Source organism: Microcoleus sp. PH2017_28_MFU_U_A, assembly GCF_020738035.1.
In the GTDB taxonomy this organism is placed as follows: Bacteria; Cyanobacteriota; Cyanobacteriia; order Cyanobacteriales; family Microcoleaceae; genus Microcoleus.
On record NZ_JAEQCX010000131.1, the window covers coordinates 1 to 19,126 of the forward strand.

Sequence of the window (19,126 nt, forward strand, 5' to 3'; positions counted from 1 at the left end):
AATGGGATAGAGAGCTGCGTAGTTCAGCCAAGGCGGGTCAATCCGCTCGAAGTGAAAGCGAAAGGGGAGGGACTGGAAGCCTCCCATGTCATGTAATAGGTGACTATACTTTTACCAGCTATCAGGTAAAATGTGAAATCGTTCCAAAAGCTTAAAATCAAAAATCTACAATACACATATGCCTAGAACACCCAGCGAATATTCCGTGCACCTGCTGCTTGATGGCGGCCACCGCGAAGAAATCCGTTTTGCAACTCTGCCGGATTTTCAACAGTGGTATAAAACCCTGGTTCCCAAACAAGATTCGTCAGAATTTGTCAATGTTCCGATCAAAAATATTCAAGGAGAATACATGGTAGTTCGCCCTTCCAGTATTCTCGCAATTCGCGTAGAACCGCTGTTTAGTTCTAGTCTCGAACGATACGATGAATAATCGACTAGGAAAGTTATCAATTGATTAGGGAAATTTAGAAGTTGAGCAAGATTTTTCGTTATCAGCTATTGGCGATCGCCTGTTGTGTTTTAGCGATCGCATTTTCTGTTCCCGCGATCGCAATTCCGGCGCTGCAACAAATTAGTGTAAGTCAATTACAACCGAGTGAGTTGGAGTCGATCGCCTTTGACGCTCAAATCTGGGGCGAAAATGGCAAGCCGGGGGATAAACAATTGCTGTTAAAGTCGATCGACTACAGCCTCGGTTATCTTAACTCCCAAGCTGCTGCTAGTGCTTACAGTCGCTATCGAGTCTCAGGTATTACGCGCGATCGAGTTCGGCGATCGCTCGATCGATTCCGCGAATTAGTTGTCAGTTCTACAACTCCAACACAACTCCAGGAATCTGTCAAGCGGGAGTTTGTGTTTTATAAGTCGATCGGCAAAGACAACAAAGGAACAGTAGCATTTACAGGTTATTTCGAGCCGACTTACCAAGCCTCTCGCACCCCTAATTCCGAATACCGTTATCCCCTGTACAAGGCACCGCCAAACCTCGGTTCTTGGCGCAAACCTCACCCAACTAGATTGGAATTGGAAGGTGCGGATGCTTTGCAGGGAAGCAAAGGATTGTTGCGGGGATTGGAATTAGTCTGGTTGCGCGATCGCTTCCAAGCATTTCTCGTCCACGTCCAAGGTTCGGCGAAGTTGCAGTTAGCAGACGGCGGCGTGATGACAGTGGGTTTCGCGGGGAAAACCAGTCAGAGTTATACAGGTGTCGGGCGAGAATTAGTTAAGGACGGCAAGTTTACTTTAGAACAGCTAACATTGCCGAAACTCAACGAATATTTTAGCAAGTTTCCGGCAGATATGGACAAGTATTTGCCGAAGAATCAAAGCTTTGTCTTCTTTCAGGATACTAAAGGTGCACCTGCTACCGGCAGCATTGGAGTGCCCGTAACTGCCGAAAGGTCGATCGCCACTGATAAAGTGTTAATGCCTCCCGGCGCCCTAGCATTAATTAGCACGAAACTGCCCTATCCCAATGCGGCGGGGAAACTCGAACAAAATGCCGTTAATCGGTTTGTTTTGGATCAAGATACGGGCGGTGCAATTAAAGGCGCGGGGAGAGTTGACGTATTTATGGGCACGGGGAACCTGGCGGGCGATCGGGCGGGTTATATCAACTCTACTGGAGAACTGTATTATCCGCTATTAAAGTAGAGTGATGCGATCGAGATCATTCAAATTGTAGGGTGCGTCAGTCGAGAAAAACTCAATTATTAACGATCAAACTCAAACTGACGCACCCTACTCTATCTACGGTATTTGGTAATATGGATTTGTTGGTTGGGTGGGGGCGGGTTTATCAATATTTGGGATGGAAATTATAGATGGTGGGCGAACCCGCCCCTACGGTATTTGATAATAAAATAATACATTTAAAATACCCAGATTTGTAGGGGCGGGTTCGCCGAAATTTATATCATCAAATAGCAGAATTCAAAAAGCAGCCCCCACCCCTTGCAGATACTAAAAAACCCTCCCCTCCATCTGACAAATCTGTCTAGATTGGTATAAAATAGAAACAACCCAACCCAACCCCACAAATGCTAAACAAAATTTGGCAATTCCTCAAACAACTAATCCAGCGCCTATTGGGAACCACACCCCCACCTGCGCCACCGCCACAGCCCCGCCCCACCCTAACTGACGCGGAATACGAGTCGAAATTCATGGAAATCCTGGAAGGGGTGAATGTCGGCTGGAGTCGAGGGGATGTAGCGGGTTTCTTAATCGCCAAACGCCTGAGAGATAGTGAATTGGCGGCTTGGTTGCGACGGTTTGGGACTGGATTGTTTGAGGGCGAATATGATGACACAGCCCCTACAGATGCGGTGGCTTCGCTTCAGGAATTGGCCCGCAGGCTGGAATTGTTGGGTAGAATTCGCAGCGGGGAATTGTCGGAGGTGGCGGGGGATACTGGGCGGGAGATTTTGACGCGATTTCCGCTGCCGGTGGTTGAGGATGATGCTGGTGGGTATGGGAATGTGATTGAGGCGGTGTTTGTTGGGGATGGTTTGGGTGTTTCTGGGGATGGGAATCGCAGGGATGCGGAGGGTGCGTAGGATTTATATAGCAGGCTAAGAATTTAATAGACTCAGAGCGATCGGCATGATATTCTTAGCAATTAAGCGCCGCATCCGTCGCTAATTTTCACACACTCAAATAAGACGAAAGAGGACTGAAGTCCTCACTACAAACTTAAATCGTAATGGCACAAGTAATCGGCATCGACTTAGGCGGCACCGCAATTAAACTCGGCAGATTTAGCGCAGACGGCGTTTGTCACCAATCCTTAACAGTCCCAACGCCTCAACCCGCTACTCCAGAAGCCGTCTTAGCCGCCATCACCGATGCTATTTTACAACTTCAAACTCCCCCCCTTCTTAAGGGGGTTGAACTTCAAACTCCCCCCCTTCTTAAGGGGGGGCTGGGGGGGGATCGAATATGTGCGATCGGCATTGGCACACCAGGCCCAGCAGACGCAGCAGGCAGAATAGCCCGAGTCGCAATCAACCTCAAAAACTGGCACAACGTCCCCCTAGCTGACTGGTTGGAAGCCAAAACCGGATTGCCGACAATATTAGCAAATGATGCCAATTGTGCCGGATTGGGAGAAGCTTGGTTAGGGGCAGGAAAGCACTTTAAAAACCTGATTTTACTGACATTAGGAACAGGAGTCGGCGGTGCAGTTATCCTAGATGGCAAACTATTTTCAGGCCATCTAGGTGCAGCCGGAGAATTAGGATTGATTTCGATAAATCCCGACGGCCCGGAGTGCAACAGCGGCAATCACGGTTCTTTAGAACAGTACATTTCCGTGCTAGCAATTCGTCGCGATACTGGCTTGGAACCGCTAGAATTAGCCAATTTAGCTAAGTCTGGAGATGCTAAAGCTTTAGAATTTTGGAGAAATTATGGTCGCTATCTCGGTATCGGCTTAGCAAGTCTAATTTATATTTTAACACCAGAAGCTATTATTATCGGTGGCGGAATTAGTGCAGGTGCCGAGTTTTTCTTGCCAGCAGTTCAAACGGAAATTGAGCGGCGCGTGCTGCCGAGTTCTCGGGAAGGTTTGCAGTTATTGGTTGCTGAATTGGGCAATCAAGCAGGTATGGTAGGCGCAGCAAAATTAGCTTGGCAAATCGCTCTTATGACAGTTGACAGTTGACAGTTGACAGTTGACAGTTAGTTGTAGGGGCAGTGCCCCCGTGCCCGCCCTCTTAGCTGACAGTTGACCAATGACTAATGACTAATGACTGATGACCAATGACTAACGACTAATAACTTCTTCATGGCAGAGAGTGCCCAGTTATATTTTTAATATATTCCTGAATTTTTAGATAAGTGTCCGAGTTGCCTTCGCGCATGATAATAATATTAGTAGCGCTGTCAGGCAGGTAAAAGCTGATTAAGCGACCGTTCTGTTCGCTAGCAAAAGAGCTAATTCGACTCAGATCGATCGCAAATTCTTTGCGCTCGTAATTAATTTTAATCCAGGAACCTTTAGAATTGCGATCGACCGTTTTTTTGATGTATTCGAGAATTTGCTTGTAAGCCTCATAATTCCCTTGGGGATTGAGAATAATCGGCAGACTGCTATTCGGCAGCCAAAATGTAATACGCTTGTTATCCGGTTCGCTAGAAAAAGCACTAATAGTGTCAAGGTCAATTATGTATGTATTTTTCTCATAAGTAATTTTGCTCCAGTAAGCCACAACACAAAACCTCCTCAAACCTGCGTTTCCTGGTATTTTAGGATAGTTTGACAACTCATACAATTTTAGATTTTAGATTTTAGATTTTAGATTTTAGAATTGGGAATGACAGATGACTATCGGGGTTTGGATCTTACCTACAGTTGCATTCTTTTGTAAAACTGGTATCACCCTGGAAATCTTAGCTAAAAAGTTAAGTAAAAATTATCAGCATTTTTACCTTCTGCCTTTTGCCTCCCGAAGGCTACACTGGCAGACAAGTCTGCCTTCAGCCTTAGGATATTAGCCGCCCAGCCCTATACGGCGGGCTGGGGGTAAGGTTTTTCAGTAGTTGAGAATGCTCCCCGATATCCTGTCTGGTAAATGCAACCCGAATCAAATCCTATTGTTGGGTTGGGCGGGTTTTCTACAGATATTGTCTGCCCGATTTGAATATTGCGTGCTCTGGCCCGCCCTACAGACATCCAATATATCAAAACTAATCGATCGCAGATAAGATGAGATCAGGCTCCTGCAAGTTTCCCTGCTACTAAGTCGCGGGCCTCAGCTTCTAAAACATCCTGCTTTCCCTGAGAGCTCGCTGCCTGGATAAACCCCTGAAACAAAGGGTGAGGGGAACTAGGCCTAGATTGGAATTCGGGGTGAAATTGACTGGCGATGAAAAAGGGATGGTTGGGCAATTCGATCATTTCTACGAGTCGGCCGTCGGGAGATGTGCCGGATACTACATAGCCTGATTCTAAGAAAAGATTGCGGTAGGCATTGTTGAACTCGTATCGGTGGCGATGCCGCTCGTAAATCACTTCTTTTTGATACAGTTTGAAAGCGAGGGTGTCCGGGTTTACACGGCACGGATACAAACCCAGTCGCATCGTACCGCCCAAATCGATTACATCTTGCTGTTCTGGCAATAAATTAATTACTGCATTTGCTGTATCCGGGTTGAATTCAGCGCTGTTGGCATCCTGTAGTTGGGCGGTGTTGCGCGCCCATTCGATCACAGCACACTGCATCCCCAAACACAATCCCAAAAATGGTATTTTATGGTGTTTGGCATATTGAATCGCAGCTATTTTGCCGTCAACTCCCCGAATCCCAAAACCTCCGGGCACAACAATGCCGTTGATATTTTGGAGATAGTTTTCGATGTTTCCCGATTCTAAATCTTCTGAGTTGATCCAGTGCAAATTTAGGTCGCAGCCGATCGAGATTGCCGCGTGCCGCAAAGCTTCCACCACCGAAAGATAAGCATCGTTCAACCGCACGTATTTGCCAACCAAAGCAATCTCAATCTTGTGGCTGGGGCTATACAGCCGTTTGACTAAGGTTTGCCACTGAGTCAAATCGGGTGGCCGCTGTTCGAGTTGCAGCAAATTGATGGTTTGTTCCGCCAAACCTTCCTGTTCCATCATCAGCGGTACTTCGTAGATACTTTTGGCATCTTGAGCTGTGATGACGCATTCTTCGGGTACGTTGCAGAATTCCGACAATTTTTGTTTGAGGCCCAGAGGTAAAGGTCGATCGCACCTACAGACTAAAATATCTGGTTGAATGCCTATAGACCGCAACTCCTTAACCGAGTGCTGAGTCGGTTTAGTCTTCATCTCTCCAGCCGACGGAATCCAAGGTATCAGCGTCACGTGCATATACACAACATTTTGCCGTCCGACAGCCTTGCGAAACTGGCGAATTGCTTCCAAAAACGGTAAAGATTCAATATCTCCCACGGTGCCGCCGATTTCCGTAATCACCACGTCAGGATTAGTATTTTTTGCTACCCGAAAAATACGCTCTTTAATCTCGTTAGTGATGTGGGGAATCACCTGCACCGTGCTCCCTTGATACTCGCCGCGGCGTTCTTTATTGATCACCGCTTGATAAATGGCACCCGTGGTGACACTGTTCAGGCGAGACATGGAAGTATCGGTAAAACGCTCGTAGTGCCCCAAATCCAGGTCAGTTTCCGCACCGTCTTCGGTGACGAATACTTCTCCGTGCTGAAACGGGCTGAGAGTACCAGGGTCAACGTTAATATAGGGGTCTAGCTTCAAAATCGAGACAGAGTAGTCGCGGGACTTCAATAAGCGACCTAGAGAAGAAGCGACAATTCCCTTGCCGATGCTGGAAACCACGCCGCCGGTCACAAACACAAATTTGGTCATAGATTTTCGACTTTAGATCTTTCTAGTTAAGAAGGTAACACTCAAATCTAAGAGCTAAAATCCAAAATTGTCCAGCAGGGTTTGAGCCTTTCTCAACTACGGGTGCGGATACGACGAGTCGCCCATTAGCTGAATCGGGCGGTTGGCATGGGTTTGGAGTGCGATCGCCCATTTCCCAACTGTTGATTGTTCCTGAGTTCGCTGTTAGAGACCAAGGGCGAACCAGAAACCAAGGCTTCTTTTATCTCGATCGAGAATATGTCTGCAACTTAGCCATCAAATCTGACACACTGGTCAAATCTAAAACTGCTTCTCCTAAATTCTCTAATTGTTCAGCGGATAACTGACTGATGCGAGTTTGGATCTCCGGCGACAGCGGGCAGACACGGCGCTCCAACAGCGACACAACTAACTGCTGTAACTGCTGCTTTCCTTGTTCGATACCTTGTTCGATACCTTGTTCGATACCTTGTTCGATACCTTGTCTGATGCCTTGTTCGATGCCGATTCTGGTCGCTTTGGTAATTGCACCGCGCTGGTCTTGAATGAAAATTTCTCGCCTTTCTAAATCTTCCAATTCATCAGGATCTAGATTGGCTTCATTGGCAATTCCAAAAGCTTTGCGGAGTTCCGGTACATTCCCCAACTCTTCCGGGACAGACCTTAACGTCCGAGCCGTTTTCATGAAATATATCCACTTGTCAGTCAGTGTCTCTAATTCTTCTAATGTTTTGTTAAATTTTGGTAATTCAACAAAAACAAATTCTAACTCTTCGGCTAAATAATCGATTCGATTGTTTTTCTCTTTGATACAAAACCGCGAAATTACTGTTTCGAGATGCTCAAACATTTGGAAATCGGTAATTGTCAGGGCAATTACTGGATTCAATAAATCATAGTTTTCTCCACTTTTTAATTGAACTGAGTAAGCTTTAGTAGCATTATACAGAATCCGCTTTTCAAAGGATTCTACGTTCAATACCTGCATTTCAATTATCACTGTTTTGCTGCCACCAATTTTAGCTTTGACATCCAAATAAGTATTCTTTACTCCTTTGATTTTGGGAGCCAAATAAGGGTCAAGGATTTCCAAGTCTTCGATGACGGGATTTGATTCGTATAGAATGGCATTTAAGAAGCTAATCAAAATGTCTTTGCTGTCAGCAGAGCCGAAGATTTTCTTAAAGGCAAAGTCAGTTTTGGGATTAATGAAACTCATGGTATTTTATTTTTACTAGAGACTGAGAGGTTGAGGTTACAGTTATTTAAGTATCTAACTATTATACAATCTTTTAGGTTGGGTTCGCCCTGCGATCGCCCGAAACAACCTCAATACCGATGCCAGTCCCAGTCTGCCCCTGTGGAGTCAATTATAAAATCTTTAATCTAAAATCTCAAATCCCGTTCAGTCATTTTTCCCAAACAGCTAACCCAGGAACGTTTCGCCAATGGTAAAGTCATGGTAGGTAGAGCACCTCAAGTCTGATAAAAAAATTGCTATGAAGTTTGTCTGCGTTCTATCCCCTCAACAGTGGCTTTCTGGTGGTATCGCATTGATCGCAGCGATCCTCTTCGAGGGCTTCGCTAACGAGTGCGGAGCTATTCTCGCTCCCCATGCGGCGCGGGCAAACACTCCTGGGCAAAATCATTCGTCTCTGTCGCCGAAAATCCTCGCTAGTAACGATGTTAGTTGTAAGGGCGCGCGATCGCCAGAAACTCGCTGTCGAGTCGGCGGTTTGTTCGTCAAAACTCAAAATACGTCTACAGAACAAGTCTTTACTCTCAAGCACACTGAAGTTACAGCTAAAATTGCCGGCAATATCTCCCGCGTCGAAGTTGTTCAAAAATTTGAAAATCCTTTTCCCGAATCTTTAGAAGCTGTTTATGTATTTCCCCTCCCCGATGAAGCGGCGGTGGACGATATGGAAATTAAAATCGGCGATCGCATTATTAAAGCTAATATCAAACGCCGCGATGAAGCTTTGGAAATATACCAAAAAGCTAGAGAGCAAGGTAGGACTGCGGGTTTGTTGGAACAAGAACGCGATAATATTTTTACTCAGTCTCTCGCTAATATCAAACCGGGAGAAAAGATTGAAGTGACGATTCGCTACACCGAGAGTCTCAAATTTGCCGGTGGCGATTACGAATTTGTGTTTCCGACAGTGGTAGGCCCGCGCTATATTTCGGGAAATCTGACCCCCCCCAACCCCCCCTTAGCAAGGGTGGGCAATAGTTCTGAGTCTCCAGGGGCCAGAGATGGCAACAACACTCTATCCCCCCCCTTAGCAAGGGGGGGCGATGCTCTATCCCCCTCCTTAGCAAGGGGGGGGCAGGGGGGGGTTAATACCGATGCCGATCGCATAAACTCGCCTCTCTTGCCTCCGGGTACGCGATCTGGTCGCGATATCGCTATTTCCGTAGAAATCGATGCCGGAGTTGCGATCGGCGATGTCCGCTCTACTTCCCATCAAATTACAACAGAACGCAGCGGCAATCTTGTGCGCGTCCAACTAGCGAATTATGACACAATTCCTAATAAAGATTTAATTCTCCGCTATCGAGTATCAGGCGAAAATACTCGTGCCACAGTCTTGAGCCAAGCCGACCAACGGGGCGGTCATTTTGCGACTTATTTGATTCCGGCATTAAACTACAAAACTAATGAAATTGTACCGAAAGATGTCGTGTTTCTGATGGATACTTCCGGTTCTCAACAGGGCGAACCGCTAGCAAAATCTAAGGAGTTGATGCGCCGCTTCATTCAAGGACTCAATCCCAAGGATACTTTTACGATTATTGATTTTGCCAACACGGCGCAAGCGCTATCCGCTACTCCTTTAGCGAATACTGCCCAAAATCGACAAAGCGCAATTAATTATATCGATCGGTTGCAAGCTAACGGCGGCACAGAACTGCTCAACGGCATTCAAGCCGTGATGAAGTTTCCGGCTGCACCAACGGAAAGGCTGCGGAGTATTGTACTAATTACTGACGGTTATATTGGCAATGAAAAAGAAGTTTTGGCTCTGGTGCAGCAGAGTATAAAACCGGGCAATCGACTTTACAGTTTTGGTGTCGGCAGTTCGGTGAATCGGTTTTTGCTCAACCGTTTAGCCCAAGTTGGTAGAGGCACGTCTCAAGTAATTCGTCAAGATGAACCTTCGGCGGAAGCTGCTGAAAAGTTTTTCCGTCAAATTAACAGTCCGGTATTGACTAATATTGAAATTAGTTGGGAAGGAATGGGCGAAAAACCGGAGATTTATCCGATCGCGCCCCCAGACTTATTTACCAGTCAGCCGCTGGTGTTGTTTGGCAAAAAGAGCGATCGAACTAACGGCCAACTCCGCATCCGCGGCACTCAAGCGGGCGGCAAAGCTTACGAGCAAATTTTACCTGTTAATTTTGCTCAATCTGGAGGGAGACAACGGGAGTCAACTTCAGCCGCAGCAATTGTTACAGATTTTGGCAATCCGGCGGTAGCTCAACTTTGGGGGCGATCGCGCATTAAAGATTTAATGAATCAAATGTTTGGTGGCGAGACTCCTTCTTTGGTGGAAGCTGTGACTAATACAGCTTTGGCTTATCGCTTGCTGTCGGAATACACGGCTTTTGTGGCTGTGAGCGAAGAAGTGCGAGTCGAACCTGATGGTGCTCGGCGCCGCGTGCAAGTGCCGGTGGAATTGCCGCAGGGTGTCAGCTATGAAGGTATTGTCCAGGCCGACGAGCGCGAGCAAACTAGAGGTGGCACTCGCAGCGCCAGCTCGACTCGCGGTGTTTCACCGCCAGCCCCAGCTCCTCTCCCGCGACAAGCTCCTGACAGCCAACGATCGCGCCAGCAGCAGATTGCTGCTCGCTTGCAAGTAGTCAGCGCTCCCGGATTGGATGCTGGAGCGATCGCATCTCTGAATCAATACCTGCGATCTGTTAATCTCCCAGCGGCGGTTAGCGGTGAGACGGTGTGGGATTTATCCATACAAGACGGCCGTGTTGCGAAAGTGGCCATCGACACTCAAACCTCGACGCTGCAAGCAACAGACGCCCTTGAGAGTATCAAGGCAGCCTTGAATTCCTGGCAACCTCCCGCAGGATTCAAGGGCACGCTGAGGCTGAAATTGCGGATTAATGCCGATCGTTAAGGAATGACTATCTATGTCACGAAACATTAACTTTTAATTCAAAAGTACCGAAATGGCGATCGCCACCGAGAGAACAATATAAAATCTTTATTAAGAGATCGCGTTTGAACAGAAAGTGATGCTAACAGAAGTTATACAGTTTGATGCCAACGCTGAAACAGTCTAATTTTTGTAACAGTATAATTTCTGAAACAACCCTAAGAGTAAAGATTTCTCGATCGAACTCCCCAATCAGAGAAGGTATCACGCCCTATGGAAGTTAGCGAACTGCTCAACAATTACGAAAAAGGACAAAGAGACTTTGCTGGAGCCGATCTGAGCGGGGCAAACCTCAGCGGAGCAATCTTAATCGGAGTCAACCTTTCGCGCGCTAATCTTTCAGGAGCGAACCTCAGCAGAGCGTTTCTCACCAAAGCAACCCTCAAAGGCGCACTGATGCAAAGAACAAATCTGAGTTTTGCCAAAATGGGCGAAACCAAATTTTCAGGCGCAGATTTGACAAAAGCTAATTTGAGCGGAGCTTTTTTGGTCAAAGCAAAAATGCCCAGGGTAAAGTTAAGCGGCGCAACTTTAACCGGCGCCAACCTGCGGAGTGCTGTGTTGTGGAATGCCAATTTGTGCAGCGCCGACTTGCAATTAGTTAACTTGCTGGGCGCGAACCTCACGGGAGCTAATTTTAAATGGGCAAACCTTTACGGTGCCAAGCTCAACAGTGCAAAACTTTTTGGAGCTCAATTAACCGGAGTCAGCCTGCGGCGAGCGCAGTTAACAGGCGTGAATCTCTGCGGTGCAGATTTGAGCGGAGTCAACGTCAGCGAAGCTAAATTGATGGGAGCTAATTTGGAAGGCTCGAATTTGGCGGGAGCGAATTTCAGCGCGGCTCAGTTGCGGGGAGTGAAGTTGGCGGGAGCAAACTTAACCGGCGCTAAATTTAGAGGAAGTTGTTTGAAAGGGGCAAATCTGAATTGGACAAAACTGTGTCAAGCAGATTTGATGGCGGCCGATTTGAGCGAGGCGACGTTAATAGGAGCTAATTTAGATAATGCTTTGTTGGCGGGAGCTATTTTGCCGGAATCTACTAGGCGCTACTTTTCCTTAGCTGGGGCGTGCAAAGTCAATTCTTGGGAAGTTACGGAAGTTAAGAATGGGTGATTGTTCAGTTGACAGTTGACAGTTGACAGTTGACAGTTGACAGATGAAGGCGACCTCTACCTCTAAGGAAGAGGATTGGGGTAATGAATTATCTTCTTTTATCTTTTAATTTATCCTGATCGGGGAGAGGCTTTAAACCATTTTTTTATGGTAATTTGTAATTTGTAATCGGTAATTTGTAATTTGTAATATCAAATCTGTTAACATCTGATCTAAAATCCTTATGAGTGTTAATTTTGGGGTGGTGCTGGTAACTGCTGAATCGGAGGCGGAGGCGGAAAATATCGCTAAATCTCTAGTTGAACACAGGCTGGCTGCTTGTGTAAGTTTGTCTCCGATTCGCTCTATTTATACTTGGCAAGGCGAGATTCATTCGGAATCGGAGTGGCAGTTGGTGATTAAAACAGATTTGGCTAAATTTGAGGCTTTAAAAATAAAAGTTCAGGAACTCCATTCCTATGAAGTTCCCGAAATTATTGCGATTCCCATTATTGCTGCCAGTGAGGCTTATCTCGATTGGATTGCACAATCTTTAGGTTCGTAGCGAGGACGAAGACTCCTAATTTATCCACGCATCAAGACGGACTGAAGTCCGCACTACAAACGAAAAAATAAAGGTTCGTAGTCAGGACTTTAGTCGTTGATTATCCACGCATCAAGACGGACTGAAGTCCGCACTACAAACGAAAAAACAAAGGTTCGTAGTGAGGACTTTAGTCCTGCATTATCCACGCAGCACAAAAACGGACTGAAGGGGAGCATCTCATTTTTGCAAAAAGCATTTTTTTTACAGTGCGAGCGTCCCCTTTTTTTACAGTGCGAGCGTCCCCTTTTTTTACAGTGCGAGCGTCCCCGCTCGCGTGCTATACAAAGCACGCGAGCGGGGACGCTCGCACTACAAATGCAAAACTGAAATGCTCCCGACTGAAGTCCTTACTACAAACGATCGCAAACCTACTAATTTTGACTGCTAGGGCCGATGACGCCGACTTTGTGGCGAAAACTTAGTTCGCCACCGAACCAGCCTGTAACGCCCAGCAAACTTGCAACGACGATCGACAAAACTAAACCTGTAAAGACGATCGGCTCAGCCGGATTTCCTTGTCGCAACACCAGGTTAATCAGGGAAAGTACCATAGCCGCCACATTCCCGCCCATGTGCAACCACCCGGCACTGCGATCGCGCACTCTTTTAATTCTTGCAAAATCTAAAAAGCCCGTGATTGCGGCCAAAATCCCCGCAGCAAAACCTGCACCAATTAGCCAAACCGAAGCTCTTGCCCAAAACGGATCGCTTGTCAGCCAATAACCGATATCCGTGCCCGCGGCCCCGACTAAAAAGGCTACCGGAAAAGTGACGATTACGGGGTGAAGGGGATGGCCTGCAACTGAAACTGTACTGGTAATGCCGGCATCGCGATACTCTCTGTCGTCACTTTCTAGAATCGGTGGAACATTCGGAAAGGGCGTACTATTTCTTTGATTTGTTTCCATGATTTCTACCGATAAATTTTGTACAAACCAGTTTTTATTGGATTGAACTTAATCCCAAATGCGATCGCCATTTTCGTCAACACGCGCCTGCCGAATTACGTCAGAAATTTCCTCAGCGTCTTTGACGTGGTGCAAAGCTTTCTTTTCCCCGTCCGGTTCATCTACGATGAAATAAGTGGGAACTGTAACTGTATCTCCCGTGATGTCTGGCACGTGGTCAACTGCTAATTGCTGAGCTTTTTCTTCGATGCTTTGCGGTTCGTCGGAAATGCGATCGCCCGGATTGACAGTGCGGCGCATATCTTTGCCCGGTTTGTCGATACTCATAAAACCTCTCTGGTGTTTCTAATTTTTTGCTGCTTCTAATTGCTACTATTGAACGAAAAATCTCCGGTTGCGAGCATCTCCCAAGGGGTGGAAGTTTCTGTTAGGGCGATCGCACCTCAGCTCTTTCTGTAGGTAGATCATTTTTTCAACTAGGGAAACGGCAATGCGGTGTCCTCATCCCCGCACCGGACACGGCAATGCCCTGTCCCTACTTATCAAGAAATTGCTATAAAATCGAAGAATTCGTGAATCCTTCCCTGTGAATTGCCCATGATGAAAAATTACGACTGGATTGTTGTCGGCGGCGGGATTACTGGTGCAGCGCTGAGTTACGAACTCGCAAAAAAAGGTTTTGCTGTGTTGCTTTTAGAACGAGATGCTACCATGCAAAATGCTACTCGTTTTAGTTACGGCGGCTTGGCTTATTGGTCGGGTACGACTGATTTAACTCGGCAATTGTGTGCAGAAGGTATCGAACGTCACCGCAATTTATCGGCGGAATTAGATAGCAATACGGAGTTTCGCGAGTTGGATTTGTTGCTGACAATTGATGCGGGAGTTGAGCCAGAAAAAGTCGCGGCTAATTACGCACACTTTGCGATTCCTCCCCAGCTTGTGAGCGTTGCAGAAGCTGGGGAGTTGGAACCTTTGCTGAACAAAAGTGCGATCGCCGGAGCTCTAACTGTCCGTCACGGTCATATTTCGCCGACTGCCACAAATCAAGCTTATTGTCAAGGATTTTTGCGGTTGGGAGGAATTAGAGAAATTGCGGAAGTAACTGGTTTAATAGCAGAAGGAAATCGGATTTCGGGTGTCAAGACGGTAGGCGAAAGTTATGCCTGTAAAAATGCGGTAATTTGTGCTGGAGGTTGGAGTCGTAGTTTGCTAAAAACGGCGGGTATTTCTGTGGGAGTTTATTTTAGTCGTGCTGAGATTTTGGAGACGGCACCTGTGGATTTGAAACTCAGGACTTTGGTGATGCCCGCACTATTAAAACGTTTTGAATTGGAAGCACAATCGAGTAAAATTGAGGTAGATTTTCTTTGGGACGAACCGGGTAAGGAGTTGTTACCGCCGATTTTAGATTCGGGTGCAATTCAATTTAATGACGGGAGTTTGCGGATCGGCCAATTGTCTCGCACTTTGAGCGATTTGAACGCGAAAGTCGATCGCAAAACCAGCGAAACCGCAATTCGTGCAGGTATCGGCAAGGTTTTGCCAGATGCGGCAGATTTACCGGCAACTTGGCACGATTGTATTGTGGCATTTAGCGCTGATAGGTTTCCCGTAGTGGGGGAAATTCGCGATCGCCCTGGATTGCACGTTTTTTCTGGTTTGAGCAATCCGTTGGCGATCGTACCTGCTTTGGCTGAGCGATTTGCTAATAGGGCGGCGGAAGAAAAAGATTGGGCGATCGAGATTTTATCTCCGGATAGATTTGCTGAAAAATGACCGCCATCAACCTGTTTGTAGTGAGGACTTTAGTCCTCATAAAAATCAGAGGACTAAAGTCCTCACTACAAACCAATTTAATTGTGGGTAATTGACCGGACATAATATGACTAATGACCAATAACTAAAAAAGGCAGCGCCACAATAAATGTAGTACCTTTACCGATCGCACTTTCCACACTTATTGTACCGCCATGCAGGTCAACTATGTGTTTGACAATGCAGAGTCCCAAACCCGAACCTTTAATCTTGCCTACATTCGCACCTCGTTCAAACTGCTGAAAGAGTTTTTCTTCATATCCCACTGTCATCCCAATTCCCTCATCTCGAACGCAAAATATTATTTGCTGGTTTTCGCAGCTTAATTCTAAACTAATAGAACCGCCATTGGGAGAATATTTTATAGCGTTTGAAAGCAAATTAGTCAGCAATTGGTGCAGCAGTTTTGTGTCAAGATTGGCGTGGAGTGGCTCTGTTTGGGCGAGGAAAGTTACAAGGTGTTTGTCGGTGACGATCGGTTGCAGTTCTTCTAAAATAGATGTGCAGAACTCTGTCACATTTAGCTCATTTAAATTCAAGGAAAGTTTGCCTGCTTCTGCTTTGCTGAGCATTAAAATATCGTCCAGCAATTCACTCATATTGCTGACGGCTTTTTTAATGCGATTGACATTTTTATTTGTTGTTCCTGGCGATATTTTCAAATCGCTATCTTCCAGCATTTCAGCCGAGAGCTGTATGGTAGTCAAAGGAGTGTTTAAATCGTGGTATGCCATTGAAACAAATCGCGTTCTATTTTCGCTTTTCGCTGCTGCTAGTGCCATGAGTTTTTGCATTTCAACGGCTTCTTGATGTTTACTCAGCGCTATCTTGATGGTAGCGTGCATTTCTCTTTCTTTAAACGGTTTGAGGAGGTAGCCATAAGAACCAGTATTTTCTGCTCGCTGCAAAGTTTCATCGTCGGCATAAGCAGTTGTATAGATAATGGGGATATCTAATTGTTGATGAATTATTGCTGCTGTTGCTATGCCGTCAATCTCGCCTTTGATTACTATATCCATTAAAATTAAATCTGGTTTGAGTTCGCCTGCGCGATGGATGGCATCGGCTCCTGAAGAAACAACATCGGCGATTTTATATCCAAATTTTTCTAATCTTTGAGATAAGTTCTTAGCGATCAATAGCTCGTCTTCTACAATTAAAATATTAATATTATTAATTTTTTGCTCTGGAAAATTCATGATTTTAGAACCTTTGCGAGTAAATTAACTCGTTAAATACTAAGTGAAAGGCTGTGCCGATTTCTCTTGACATTTCGATGGTTCCTTCTAACTGCTCGGTTAAAGTACAGACAACTTGAAAGCCCATCGAGTTAGTTTTCCTAAAATCTATGTTTTCAGGAAAGCCAATCCCGTTGTCCTTAACGAAGAGGTGGATTTCCCGATCGCCAGTCTGATAGCATTGTACACTAACTGTACCGCTCGTATCGTGAGGAAAAGCGTGTTTCAGGGTATTTGAAACCAATTCATTAGCAATTAAGCCGCAGGGAGTAGCAGTCTCAATATTTAGGGAGATTTGTTCAGCTAATACCTGCAACTGAATGCGGTTGTCACTTATATTGTAAGACTGAAACAAGTTACTGACCAAATCTTCTAGATATTCGCCAAAATTAATTTTTGCCAGGTTAGTCGAGCGGTACAGTTTCTCGTGAATCAGAGCCATAGAGTACAGGCGGTTCTGACTTTCTTCAAACATTTTGGCTATTTGGGGGTCGGCAACCGTGTTAGATTGCAATTCTAACAGGCTGGCAACTACGCAGAGGTTGTTTTTAACGCGGTGGTGAATCTCTTTGAGCAAAATTTCTTTTTCTTTGAGGGAGTTTTTTAAATTTGCCTCCGCTTGGAAGCGATCGCTCAGTTCAGCTTGCAGTTGCTGGTAAAGTAGAGATTGCTGAATGGCGATCGCCAATTGATTCACCAACTGCTGAAATAAATTCATTTCCCATTCTTGCCACTCCCGGGGCCCATCGCACTGGTGCGCGATTAGCAATCCCCAAAGTTGGCTGTGCTGAATAATTGGGACTGCTAACTTAGCCCTAACTTCAATTTGTTGCAGAAATTCCATCATACAAGGTGTAATGGAGGGGTCATCTAGTTCGGAAATTGCACAAATTCGTCCTTGCAAATAAAGCTGATAACATTCAGCAGGAAAAACCTCTCGGCCAAAAAATCTATCTATCAGCCGACTGCATCCTTCTACCACCGCTTCAGCAATGACTCGGCCGCCAATTTCCGGTAAAATTTGATATACCAAAACTCGATCGGCTAACAAGACTTGCTGGAGTTCGGCAACCGTGGTGTTGAGAATTTCCTCTAATTGCAAAGATTGGCGGACGCGACGGGCGATCGCCTCCACCAGCCGTTCTTGCTCGAACTGCTGCCGCAAAGCTATTTCAGCGCATTTAGAATTGCTGATATCGGCGGCGTAACCAATAATTTCGATCGGAATGCCCCTGCTGTCAACCAATAGTTTCAGTTCTGTCCGCAGCCAGCGATACATTCCATTTTTATGCAAAAAGCGGTACTCGTAAATGCAATTTTTACCCTCGGACAAAGCAGAAAAGTTTACTATAAATTGTGGCAGATCTTCAGCGTGAATCCTGCCCGACCAAAAGTTAGAATCTGCTAACACTTCTTGCGGCTCGTAGCCAACGATTGTCTGAACGTTGTCGCTGATGTAAGTAATACAAAATTTCCCCGCCGCAGCGGCAGTAAAAATTACCGCAGGATTAGAAGCAAGTAAAAATTGCAGGCGTTCTTTTAACTGCTGCAATTCCATTTCTGCGCGCTTGCGGTAACTGATATCTTCGATCGCCGCCATGCTGTAGAGAGGAAGGCCCTCGCCATCCCGAATCAGCGTCACCGTCATGTTTGCCCACATCAGCTCGCCATTTTTCTTAATCAGGCGTTTTTCCATTTGAAAGCGAGGAATATTGCCCTCGACCAACTGCTTGACTTGCTCGACATCTGCTGGTAAATCTTCCTGGTGGGTGACATCAGCGAAACTCATTACCGCCCAATCCTCATCGCTGTAGCCCAACATCTGGCGGTAAGCTTCATTCACCTCGATCGTGCGGTAATCGTGCACGCTTGCCAAACCGATCGCAATTGGAGCATCGTCAAACAAATTGCGAAACTTTTCCTCACTCTTTTGCAGTGCGGCTTCTGCCTGTTTGCGAGCAGTAATGTCTCGCGCTACCCACATCACCCGATCGACTCCCAGCGGCGAAATACTGCCATCAAACCAGATTAACTTGCCCTCAATTTCCATGCTGTATTCAACTCTGTGGGTTTGTCCAGATGCCAAGGTTTGGCGAATGTGGCCGAGGGCAAAATTAGCTTCGGCTTCTGGGAAGATTTCGGCGAGGGTTTTGCCTAGCACTTCATTAGCCCGTTTGTACAGCAATTGGGGAGGCGTGGGGGCGACTTTGAGGTAGCGGCCGCTGGCGTCGAAAACTAGCACGATATCCGTCATGCCATTAAACAGCGCCAGCAGTTCAGCTTCCGAGTTTTGCAGTTTTTCTGCGGTCAATTTGCGATCGGTAATGTCGGTGTCAGTCCCGATCAGTCGGTAGGTTTTGCCGTCGGGCGATCGAACCGCAGTCCCGCGGGCAAACATCCAGCAGTTGCTACCGTCTTTGCGGAGCATCCGGTGTTCGACTTCAAAAATTTCTGTCACACCCTCTAGATAAGCAGAGACTGCTCCCCCGACGGCAACTCGATCGTCCGGGTGAACCAGAGATCCCCAATGTTCCATGCAGTTGGGAATCTCTGCGTCTTGATAGCCCAACAAAGCTTTTAAAGACGGATCGACGTAGATTTCGTCGGTTTCCAAATTCCAGTCCCAAACCCCCACTTTGCCCGCCGATACTGCCAGTTCGTAAAATTTAGTGCGCTGCTGGACTCGCAGTTCTAACTCTGCATTGAGTTGCTGCAAAGCGATTTCTGCTTGTTTGCGATCGGTGACATCCCGACCGGCAGCTTGATACTCCACAATTTCTCCGTTTGCATCGAAGATAGCCCGATCGATCCCAGGGCTATTTCATTCTAAACAGCTTCTTCAAAACGTCTAGACCATAGCCAGCGAGCCGTTGTGCCTGTGCCATATTTGTTTCTCCAGCTTCTCGATA

General features: G+C 46.4%; 15 protein-coding genes. 8 read left to right on the forward strand and 7 right to left on the reverse strand.

Translation table 11 applies throughout. From position 1 onward, the window contains the following. Positions 1 to 178: 178 nt before the first annotated feature. The 4 genes from JGK14_RS28815 (at position 179) to JGK14_RS28830 (ending at position 3,667) form a co-directional block, all read left to right on the forward strand. Positions 179 to 433, forward strand: a complete 255-nt coding sequence (locus JGK14_RS28815; RefSeq protein ID WP_293185768.1) for a hypothetical protein — start codon at positions 179 to 181, stop codon at positions 431 to 433. A 41-nt stretch (positions 434 to 474) separates the two neighbouring features. Beyond that, positions 475 to 1,656 carry a murein transglycosylase A gene (gene mltA / locus JGK14_RS28820; RefSeq protein WP_325315784.1) on the forward strand — a complete coding sequence of 394 codons (1,182 nt, stop codon included), beginning with the start codon at positions 475 to 477 and terminating at the stop codon, positions 1,654 to 1,656. Between the two features lie 386 nt (positions 1,657 to 2,042). Continuing rightward, positions 2,043 to 2,561 carry a hypothetical protein gene (locus JGK14_RS28825; RefSeq protein WP_325315785.1) on the forward strand — a complete coding sequence of 173 codons (519 nt, stop codon included), beginning with the start codon at positions 2,043 to 2,045 and terminating at the stop codon, positions 2,559 to 2,561. A gap of 146 nt (positions 2,562 to 2,707) precedes the next feature. Next, positions 2,708 to 3,667, forward strand: coding sequence for an ROK family protein (locus JGK14_RS28830; RefSeq protein ID WP_293193602.1), 960 nt, complete (start codon positions 2,708 to 2,710; stop codon positions 3,665 to 3,667). Between the two features lie 121 nt (positions 3,668 to 3,788). Here the strand turns inward: JGK14_RS28830 and JGK14_RS28835 are convergent, their stop codons facing one another. The 3 genes from JGK14_RS28835 to JGK14_RS28845 all read right to left on the reverse strand — a co-directional run bounded on the left by JGK14_RS28835 (position 3,789) and on the right by JGK14_RS28845 (position 7,595). After that, a complete protein-coding gene (locus JGK14_RS28835; RefSeq protein WP_293185772.1) occupies positions 3,789 to 4,214 on the reverse strand; it encodes a hypothetical protein in 426 nt (141 codons plus the stop codon). A 503-nt stretch (positions 4,215 to 4,717) separates the two neighbouring features. Continuing rightward, the gene (locus tag JGK14_RS28840; RefSeq protein WP_293193604.1) at positions 4,718 to 6,376 is read right to left on the reverse strand and encodes a CTP synthase; all 1,659 of its coding nucleotides are present in this window, start codon (positions 6,374 to 6,376) and stop codon (positions 4,718 to 4,720) included. A 241-nt stretch (positions 6,377 to 6,617) separates the two neighbouring features. Continuing rightward, complete coding sequence (locus tag JGK14_RS28845; RefSeq protein WP_293198621.1) at positions 6,618 to 7,595, reverse strand: Rpn family recombination-promoting nuclease/putative transposase; 978 nt, start codon at positions 7,593 to 7,595, stop codon at positions 6,618 to 6,620. A gap of 280 nt (positions 7,596 to 7,875) precedes the next feature. On the opposite strand from JGK14_RS28845, the gene JGK14_RS28850 reads away from it, so the two are divergent. The 3 genes from JGK14_RS28850 (at position 7,876) to cutA (ending at position 12,211) form a co-directional block, all read left to right on the forward strand. After that, the gene (locus tag JGK14_RS28850) at positions 7,876 to 10,515 is read left to right on the forward strand and encodes a VIT domain-containing protein (protein WP_325315786.1); all 2,640 of its coding nucleotides are present in this window, start codon (positions 7,876 to 7,878) and stop codon (positions 10,513 to 10,515) included. Between the two features lie 252 nt (positions 10,516 to 10,767). Beyond that, on the forward strand, positions 10,768 to 11,667 hold the full coding sequence (locus JGK14_RS28855) for a pentapeptide repeat-containing protein (protein WP_325315787.1): 900 nt from the start codon (positions 10,768 to 10,770) through the stop codon (positions 11,665 to 11,667). Between the two features lie 223 nt (positions 11,668 to 11,890). After that, the gene (cutA, locus tag JGK14_RS28860; protein WP_293185780.1) at positions 11,891 to 12,211 is read left to right on the forward strand and encodes a divalent-cation tolerance protein CutA; all 321 of its coding nucleotides are present in this window, start codon (positions 11,891 to 11,893) and stop codon (positions 12,209 to 12,211) included. Positions 12,212 to 12,624: 413 nt separating this feature from the next. Here the strand turns inward: cutA and JGK14_RS28865 are convergent, their stop codons facing one another. After that, complete coding sequence (locus tag JGK14_RS28865; protein WP_293185781.1) at positions 12,625 to 13,161, reverse strand: DUF2231 domain-containing protein; 537 nt, start codon at positions 13,159 to 13,161, stop codon at positions 12,625 to 12,627. Positions 13,162 to 13,209: 48 nt separating this feature from the next. Continuing rightward, on the reverse strand, positions 13,210 to 13,488 hold the full coding sequence (locus tag JGK14_RS28870; RefSeq protein ID WP_293185782.1) for a hypothetical protein: 279 nt from the start codon (positions 13,486 to 13,488) through the stop codon (positions 13,210 to 13,212). Positions 13,489 to 13,761: 273 nt separating this feature from the next. Here JGK14_RS28870 and JGK14_RS28875 point away from each other — a divergent pair, with 273 nt between their 5' ends. Next, positions 13,762 to 14,940, forward strand: coding sequence for an NAD(P)/FAD-dependent oxidoreductase (locus JGK14_RS28875; RefSeq protein ID WP_442921490.1), 1,179 nt, complete (start codon positions 13,762 to 13,764; stop codon positions 14,938 to 14,940). Positions 14,941 to 15,050: 110 nt separating this feature from the next. Here JGK14_RS28875 and JGK14_RS28880 read toward each other — a convergent pair whose 3' ends face one another. Further along, entirely contained in the window at positions 15,051 to 16,178 is a 1,128-nt protein-coding gene (locus tag JGK14_RS28880; RefSeq protein ID WP_325315789.1) for a hybrid sensor histidine kinase/response regulator, read from the reverse strand. 4 nt (positions 16,179 to 16,182) lie between these two features. Then, positions 16,183 to 18,990, reverse strand: a complete 2,808-nt coding sequence (locus JGK14_RS28885) for a PAS domain S-box protein (protein WP_325315790.1) — start codon at positions 18,988 to 18,990, stop codon at positions 16,183 to 16,185. Positions 18,991 to 19,126: the final 136 nt, after the last annotated feature.

Excerpts from the sequence above, each read along its gene's own strand:
- JGK14_RS28880 (WP_325315789.1), bottom strand. The coding sequence starts at position 16,178 with ATGAATTTTCCAGAGCAAAAAATTAATAATATTAATATTTTAATTGTA.
- JGK14_RS28875 (WP_442921490.1), top strand. The coding sequence starts at position 13,762 with ATGAAAAATTACGACTGGATTGTTGTCGGCGGCGGGATTACTGGTGCA.
- JGK14_RS28845 (WP_293198621.1), bottom strand. The coding sequence starts at position 7,595 with ATGAGTTTCATTAATCCCAAAACTGACTTTGCCTTTAAGAAAATCTTC.
- cutA (WP_293185780.1), top strand. The coding sequence starts at position 11,891 with ATGAGTGTTAATTTTGGGGTGGTGCTGGTAACTGCTGAATCGGAGGCG.
- JGK14_RS28870 (WP_293185782.1), bottom strand. The coding sequence starts at position 13,488 with ATGAGTATCGACAAACCGGGCAAAGATATGCGCCGCACTGTCAATCCG.
- JGK14_RS28850 (WP_325315786.1), top strand. The coding sequence starts at position 7,876 with ATGAAGTTTGTCTGCGTTCTATCCCCTCAACAGTGGCTTTCTGGTGGT.
- JGK14_RS28855 (WP_325315787.1), top strand. The coding sequence starts at position 10,768 with ATGGAAGTTAGCGAACTGCTCAACAATTACGAAAAAGGACAAAGAGAC.
- JGK14_RS28830 (WP_293193602.1), top strand. The coding sequence starts at position 2,708 with ATGGCACAAGTAATCGGCATCGACTTAGGCGGCACCGCAATTAAACTC.
- JGK14_RS28840 (WP_293193604.1), bottom strand. The coding sequence starts at position 6,376 with ATGACCAAATTTGTGTTTGTGACCGGCGGCGTGGTTTCCAGCATCGGC.
- JGK14_RS28825 (WP_325315785.1), top strand. The coding sequence starts at position 2,043 with ATGCTAAACAAAATTTGGCAATTCCTCAAACAACTAATCCAGCGCCTA.
- JGK14_RS28815 (WP_293185768.1), top strand. The coding sequence starts at position 179 with ATGCCTAGAACACCCAGCGAATATTCCGTGCACCTGCTGCTTGATGGC.
- JGK14_RS28865 (WP_293185781.1), bottom strand. The coding sequence starts at position 13,161 with ATGGAAACAAATCAAAGAAATAGTACGCCCTTTCCGAATGTTCCACCG.